13 protein-coding genes and 1 pseudogene are annotated in these 6,078 nt (G+C 63.9%); 8 read left to right on the top strand and 6 right to left on the bottom strand.

The window, feature by feature from the left end; genetic code table 11:
* The 8 genes and pseudogenes from H0W38_RS01770 to H0W38_RS01740 form a co-directional block, all read left to right on the top strand.
* Positions 1 to 213: hypothetical protein (locus H0W38_RS01770; protein WP_292450799.1), on the top strand; the 213-nt coding region annotated here is incomplete at its 5' end.
* Between the two features lie 7 nt (positions 214 to 220).
* Complete coding sequence (locus H0W38_RS01765) at positions 221 to 517, top strand: hypothetical protein (protein ID WP_292450798.1); 297 nt, start codon at positions 221 to 223, stop codon at positions 515 to 517.
* Positions 492 to 719, top strand: coding sequence for a hypothetical protein (locus tag H0W38_RS01760; RefSeq protein WP_292450797.1), 228 nt, complete (start codon positions 492 to 494; stop codon positions 717 to 719). The genes H0W38_RS01765 and H0W38_RS01760 overlap by 26 nt, the downstream gene beginning before the upstream one ends.
* Before the next feature lie 2 nt (positions 720 to 721).
* On the top strand, positions 722 to 997 hold the full coding sequence (locus H0W38_RS01755) for a hypothetical protein (protein ID WP_292450796.1): 276 nt from the start codon (positions 722 to 724) through the stop codon (positions 995 to 997).
* A complete protein-coding gene (locus H0W38_RS01750; RefSeq protein ID WP_292450795.1) occupies positions 994 to 1,203 on the top strand; it encodes a hypothetical protein in 210 nt (69 codons plus the stop codon). Before H0W38_RS01755 ends, H0W38_RS01750 begins: the two co-directional genes overlap by 4 nt.
* Before the next feature lie 20 nt (positions 1,204 to 1,223).
* A complete protein-coding gene (locus H0W38_RS01745; protein WP_292450794.1) occupies positions 1,224 to 1,682 on the top strand; it encodes a hypothetical protein in 459 nt (152 codons plus the stop codon).
* A 35-nt stretch (positions 1,683 to 1,717) separates the two neighbouring features.
* Positions 1,718 to 1,852, top strand: a pseudogene (locus tag H0W38_RS21985) (helix-turn-helix domain-containing protein); the annotation flags it as partial.
* 20 nt (positions 1,853 to 1,872) lie between these two features.
* The gene (locus H0W38_RS01740; protein ID WP_292450793.1) at positions 1,873 to 2,826 is read left to right on the top strand and encodes a site-specific integrase; all 954 of its coding nucleotides are present in this window, start codon (positions 1,873 to 1,875) and stop codon (positions 2,824 to 2,826) included.
* Positions 2,827 to 3,085: 259 nt separating this feature from the next.
* On the opposite strand, the gene H0W38_RS01735 is transcribed toward H0W38_RS01740, so the two are convergent.
* From H0W38_RS01735 to H0W38_RS01710, 6 genes are all read right to left on the bottom strand, one after another.
* The gene (locus H0W38_RS01735) at positions 3,086 to 3,520 is read right to left on the bottom strand and encodes a DUF1353 domain-containing protein (RefSeq protein WP_292450792.1); all 435 of its coding nucleotides are present in this window, start codon (positions 3,518 to 3,520) and stop codon (positions 3,086 to 3,088) included.
* The gene (locus H0W38_RS01730) at positions 3,517 to 4,023 is read right to left on the bottom strand and encodes a glycoside hydrolase family 104 protein (protein WP_292450791.1); all 507 of its coding nucleotides are present in this window, start codon (positions 4,021 to 4,023) and stop codon (positions 3,517 to 3,519) included. Before H0W38_RS01730 ends, H0W38_RS01735 begins: the two co-directional genes overlap by 4 nt.
* 97 nt (positions 4,024 to 4,120) lie before the next feature.
* The gene (locus H0W38_RS01725) at positions 4,121 to 4,684 is read right to left on the bottom strand and encodes a sigma factor (protein ID WP_292450790.1); all 564 of its coding nucleotides are present in this window, start codon (positions 4,682 to 4,684) and stop codon (positions 4,121 to 4,123) included.
* Positions 4,681 to 5,583 carry a fibronectin type III domain-containing protein gene (locus H0W38_RS01720; RefSeq protein WP_292450789.1) on the bottom strand — a complete coding sequence of 301 codons (903 nt, stop codon included), beginning with the start codon at positions 5,581 to 5,583 and terminating at the stop codon, positions 4,681 to 4,683. Before H0W38_RS01720 ends, H0W38_RS01725 begins: the two co-directional genes overlap by 4 nt.
* Positions 5,580 to 5,813 carry a hypothetical protein gene (locus tag H0W38_RS01715; protein ID WP_292450788.1) on the bottom strand — a complete coding sequence of 78 codons (234 nt, stop codon included), beginning with the start codon at positions 5,811 to 5,813 and terminating at the stop codon, positions 5,580 to 5,582. The genes H0W38_RS01720 and H0W38_RS01715 overlap by 4 nt, the downstream gene beginning before the upstream one ends.
* A 55-nt stretch (positions 5,814 to 5,868) precedes the next feature.
* Positions 5,869 to 6,078, bottom strand: a complete 210-nt coding sequence (locus tag H0W38_RS01710; RefSeq protein ID WP_292450787.1) for a hypothetical protein — start codon at positions 6,076 to 6,078, stop codon at positions 5,869 to 5,871.

Raw genomic sequence — 6,078 nt, 5'->3', positions numbered from 1 at the left:
CTGCAGAAGTGCCTGCGCTGGCAGGACGACAGGGACGGCCGCATTGGCACGCACGGGCCGGGGTGCCACACATGGGGGCCGAATCACTATGACTGCGCCGTGCGCGAGGTTGATCGGCTCACGAAAGCGCTGAATCATCAAAAAACGGTTGAAGTGGCGCGCAGGATCATTTCCGAGCACCGTGACGTGCTGGTCGCGCTTAAGGACCGCTGAGGTGCCCATGATGGAAAACACCAACTACTCGACCGGGAGCGGCGAGCGTGAGGCCGGGCTGCTTGGGCGTATCGACAGACTGGAGCGGGAGATCGAGCGGCTGCGAGCAATCTCACAGGCCGCCGAGAAGGTGATCCGCTGCAAGGGGCGCTACCACACCGAGCAGAACACGATTGCGTTGGCGGCGCTGTTCGGTGTGACGCTTCCGCCCACGAGCGCTCTGACAGCTGATACGCGCCAGACAACTAACCGCGGAATACGAGCACAGGAGATTGAAGATGAGCACCTATACCGAAGCAGATGATTGGCTTGCGGCAAACGGCCCCCGAGGCTGGATTGACGAGTTGCGCAAGGACGCCGAGCGCTACCGCTGGCTGCGAGACACGGGCGCCGTTTTCACAGTGCGGGCCGGCTCTGATCCGGAGACGTGCGAGCTTATGCACATCAACCGCCCGGCAGCGGGCTTGGATAACGCGATTGACGCTGCGATGCGCACAGGAGATTGAAGATGGAACTATCTTCGACAGACATGAAAGAGCTTCAGGGCGCCGCCGACAGAGCGGGGCTTGAAATGGAGTTCTTGGAGCTTCGCAGGGACGCCGAGCGCTACCGCTACTTGCGCAACAGGCGCCCGGAGGACGTGCTGAACCACACAGGGCCTGGCGCTGGATGCTGGATCGACTGCGAAATCGGCGACGCTGAATCATATTCACTGGTGCTACTGACTGGCGAAGACGCTGACGCGGCGGTGGACGATGCGATGCGGTCGGGGGTGGAACGATGAACGACAAATTCAGATGGGAGCAAGACGGCGCCGGCGGCGACAACGGCACCGCTACGTTTTGCTTCAGCAGTAGCGACGTGACGGTGCGGATGTGCTCGTTCAAAGAAGCGCACGCGCTGCACCAAGCAATCGAGCTAGAGGTACGGGAGGCGCGCTACGACGGTCGCGTGTCGATGCTGAACGAGGTTGCTAGAACGCCGCCATGAACCCCAACGAAGGAACACCCATGACCCCCGACACCGATAGAGACAGCGTGCCCGTGGTGGCGCATATGCACCTTGCGACGGATGGTAGGCGGCGAGGTTTTCGGGACGCCGTTCTCACGGACATAGATCGCCTATTCGTGCAACTTGACGGCGACACGCTCTCGCCCCTCGTCCTACAGAGAGACCACCTCGCCGCCCTCGCCTCTCTGACGCAGCGGTGCGAGGCAGCGGAGAGGCTGCTCGATGAAGCGCAGACACACGCCTACACCGAAGGCCGAAGAGACGAGCGGGAAGAGCGGGACGAGCAGGAACTGCGCGGCGAAAACGCTGTGCTGGCCGGCCTGCTGCGCGATTGCGACGCGGTGATGGAAACCATTGAACCCGACGACAGCGAGGAAGGCGAGAAGCTGAGCGACCTGCGCATGGCGCTGGCCTACGCGCTGGACCCCTACAAGCGAGAAGGAACCCTACTACTGTGACCCAGCCCCTCCCTGATGCCTAACGAGAGCGAGTGATGCTGACCGCCGCCACCGTTGCCCAGCAGTTGGGGATCAGTGCGCGCGCCGTCTATGACCTCGCCGCGCTGGGCAAGCTGCCATCCTACCGGGTGACCGCTGGCGGCCGTGGGCTACGATTCGATCCCGCTGACGTGGAGAGTTACCGAGCATCATGTCGATCTACCGCGATCCGCAAGGTAGTTGCTGGGTCTTTGAGTTTGACCGTCGCATCAACGGGCAGCGGGTCCGAACTCGACGCCGCCTACCGAGCACTTGGAATCGCACGCAAGCGGACGCCTTCGACCGCAGGGAGTCGGCGCGGCTCTACGGCATCGCCACCGGCGAGCGCGAGCGATTCAGCCTCGATCAAGCTGTCGCTCGTTACCTGACAGAGCGCGCACCGGCCCTCAAGCACGGCCTCGGGGTGGCGCGGGAGCTCGATCTACTGTCGCCCTACTTCACCGGCCGGCCGATGGACGATCTGCCGGACGTGTGCGCCAAGTACACCGCCGACCACCGATCCGCCCTGGCGCCCGCCACGATCCGCAACCGCCTGCGCTACCTCACCGCCGCCGCCCGATGGGGGTGGAAACATCACAACATGGGCGAGTCAGACCCGGCCGCCCGCGTGGTCATGCCTGCCGTGAGCAACGAGCGCCAGGTGTACGTGGATCGCGCGCAGATGCTGGCCCTTGCGCGGGCCTGCCGGCAGTGGGAGACCCGCGCCATGATCCGCGTGGCGTTCTACAGCGGCATGCGCTACAGCGAGATCGTCGCCGCAGACGTGACGGGCGGGCATTTCCTGCTGCAGGACACGAAGAACGGCGAACCGCGCATCGTGCCGATCCATCCAAGGATTCGCCCGCTGCTCGGCTACGTCTGGCCAGAGCACGAGACGATGAGCTACTGGTTTCGCCGCGCACGGGAGGCTGTTGGGATGCCGGGGCTGCGTTTTCACGATTTACGGCACAGCACCGCGTCGGCGATGCTCAATGCCGGCGTGCCGCTGTTCACTGTGGGGGCCGTCCTGGGGCACAAGAGCCACGCCAGCACGAAGCGCTACGCCCACCATGCCACCGCCGCGCTGACGGCTGCCGTGGGGAAGATTGGCCGAAAGGCTGGGTAGCATGGGCGGAAATTCACCCACAGGCCAGAAAGCGAAACGGCCCCGAAGGGCCGATTCTCTCTATGGAGGCGCGGGGCGGAGTCGAACCGCCCTGGACGGATTTGCAATCACCTAGGCGAAGAACGCGCGACGCCCGTTCATAGAGGAAGACTGGACGCGCATACAGTGCGCAAAATGCGCAACGTGCGCCCGTATGGGCAAAAACTTCCCCACAGTCCACGGCGACGGCAACCCGTGACGGATCGTCACGGCTCTGGCATCAGCGCTTGCCAGCCTCGGAGCTGGTCGGCGACGCCTGCATCACCGCGCCGTTACTCGGCCTGCCGCGCCATACCGTCCAGCCAGCCAAACGCACGGCAAGCCACATGACGCCCCGAGTGAACCTGTTTTCCTCGTGGCGCATCGCGGCCAGAAACACATCGTCGGCGAACGCACGCTCGCGGCCGGTGCTGTATAGGTAATCGTGCAGCACCGCCGACTTGCGCGCCTTGCCGCCGAACAGCATGAACATGCCCGGCAGTCGCGGCACAGAGGCGAGGTCGGTGACGAATCCGGCCGGCACAATGATCCATTCGGAGTAGCCGTCGGCGAATAACACCTTGGCCTGAAACGGCTCTCGCAGTACCCACTCACCGCCGGACACGGGCTCGATGACGAGCGACGAATGCAGGTCGATACGCTTTACTTGCATCATGATTTCATCAGGCCAGCATCAGCCCCACCGGCTGCCGCGAACACCCGCGCGAGGTCGTCACGGCGCCGCTGCGGCTGCCCGGCCTTGTTGCCCGGCAGGCTGGCCCACTCGCGGCTGCACTTGGCGATGGCCGTCTCGATCCGGCCGGCGTGGACATCCTCCAGCGCGCCGCAGTTGTCGATCAGGTACAGCGCGGCGCGGTCCTGTGAAGCGGCCTCGAAGTCGGGCAGCCTGAGCCGCTTCTTGATGCCGGCCCATGTCGGGCGGATCATCTGATACCGTCCCGCCGCGGTGGAGACGCAGCCGTGCGACAGGCCGACATTGCGACACAAGTGGTCGGGCAACTTCTCACCGCGCCACTCTCCGGTGATCGCCGGATGGTCGCGTAGGTCTGCGACGGTGTGCCGGTAGCCGTAGCACACGCGGTAAGGATCGGCCTCGCGGTCGGTGCCTTCGGCGAAGCCGATGAGGGCCAGGAAAGCGCGCTGGTTGGCGAGGATCATGCTCACTTCCTCGGGCCAAACACCACCGCCGAGACGGCCATGAAGCACAGCACCGCGCCGAGCATCAGCCCAGCGAAGAACGACAGGACAGCAGCGATCATGTTGGCCCTTCCACGGCGAATTGCCGAATGTCTTTGATGACCAGGCTGACCGTGACCTCGCTCACGCCCAGATGGCCGGCGATTTCTCGACCGTTGAACCCCTCCACGAGTAGTCGCAGCACGGTTTGATGGTGTGGCCGTCTGACAGCCACCTGAGCCGGCTTGTAAGACCGGCACTTGCGCATGAGCTGTTCGGCCATCTGAGTGGCGTGCAGGTAGTTCTCTGGCGTTGCGTGATCGGCCTCTTCATGCGATCCGTCATCGCCCAGGCTTTCGGCGTTGACTGACTTGGCTCCACGTCCAGCCCAATTGGTACTGTCGAGCAGGTCGTACATCGCACCTTTGCCTCTGATCGCCATGTAGGCCAGCACGTTGGCGCCTTCGGCGCTGCTCTCTCTCTCCTTGCACCATGCCTCCCACGCCTTGATGGTGGCGACCTGCATCAGATCGTCGATGTCAACGCAACGGTTGGCGAGCCCCAGGAGACGGTGAGCCTTGCGCTTGAACTGCGGCCGAAGCTGCGCGAGCAGTGAAGTGAACTCGGCCGGATCGCGCGTCATGGCAGAGTCGGTACGCGCGTGTCGCCTGGGTGGCGCGGTTGAATTTCGTCGCTTGGGATCGTCTTCGTCACTTCTTCCGAAGGCGGCCCGACCATGCCTGCCTTGTTCACAGCGGCCACGGTGAGGTAATACGTGCCGTCAGGCAGAGGGCCAAGCACATAGGTATCGATGCTCGGGTAGTGCGCCCTGATGGTGTAAAGGGCATTCCCAGGCTGCGTGCCGTACTTGATGACGTAGCCGGCCAGGTCAGTCAGCGGGCTGCCGTCTGTGTTGGTATGCGGAGGAACCCACGACAACTTGATCGATCCGGGCTGCGGCGCGGAGGATGTAGGCCCGATCGGCAGCGGGCCTGACGCGGGGGCCTGTGGCGCGGCGCTAGATGCAGGCGGCGGCTCGACGACAGGCGGAAGCACAGGCGGCGGCGTGACAGGCGGCGGCGTCACCGGGCCCGACACAAGGCGGTCGCATTGCTTGGCAATGCCGGGCGCAGGATCGGCCCCGAATGTGGCGGCGTTGCAGACGTAGTTGCCTGGGCCGAGAGCCTTCTCGACGAACTTGCCTTGAGCGCCGTATCGCGCGGCGAAGGGCGATGCCCAAAGGAAGCCCTTGCCGTCGTCTGTGAGCTTGCGCCACTCGCGCGTGTCCACAGGCGGTGGAGGCGGTGGAGGCGGTATTGCAAGAGGCGCCACGACGACGCGCGTGATGTTGCGGCAACCGTAGACGCCCGCGCCGGCCTCCTTGGCAGCAGCAACGCATCGCGCCAGGTCAACGTGGCTCGATGTCCTGCTCGTGCCGGTGTAGAGGTCTACAGGGCCGGGCGTAACGCTGATCTGCGCAGAAGAGTGGGCACAAAAGAAAACGGCTGCCGAAGCAGCCGCGATGGGGATGGTGAAATTCATTTGTCCACCTTTTGCGTAAGCACGGTCTGAATCTCGTCGAGTTTCTTTAGTACCGGGGCCATCACGTCCTGCAGCCGGTCATAACGGACGTAATCCGTGCCGATGCGCACCTCCAGTTCGTACAGTTGTTTTTGCAGCGTGTTGACGGCCTGATATAACTCTCTGGCGAACCAGCCGCTAACGGCGCACGCGCAACCGATCAGTGCGATGAATGCCTGCTCAATGCTCACAACTAAATCCTCAAGTTGAAATGGATGCTCAATCGCTCGGCGGTGCGGGGATATGTCAGGCGCAAACGAATACAACCGGGCGGGCGCCGATGGCGACGGGGTCGGCGTTCGGCCGCAGCGCCTCGATCACAAGCTGCGAAGTACGGATCACGATGCCTTCGTTGATGCGCAGCACCTCGACCGGCAGTTGCGTGACGCGCGCGACAACGCCGGTGTTCGCCCGGATAGCCTCCGCGACGACTTGGCTTGTACGGGCGACGGTCAT

Source organism: Methylibium sp. (genome assembly GCF_013817365.1).
GTDB lineage: Bacteria > Pseudomonadota > Gammaproteobacteria > Burkholderiales > Burkholderiaceae_C > Methylibium.
This window is presented reverse-complemented; position numbering and strand designations above follow the sequence as displayed.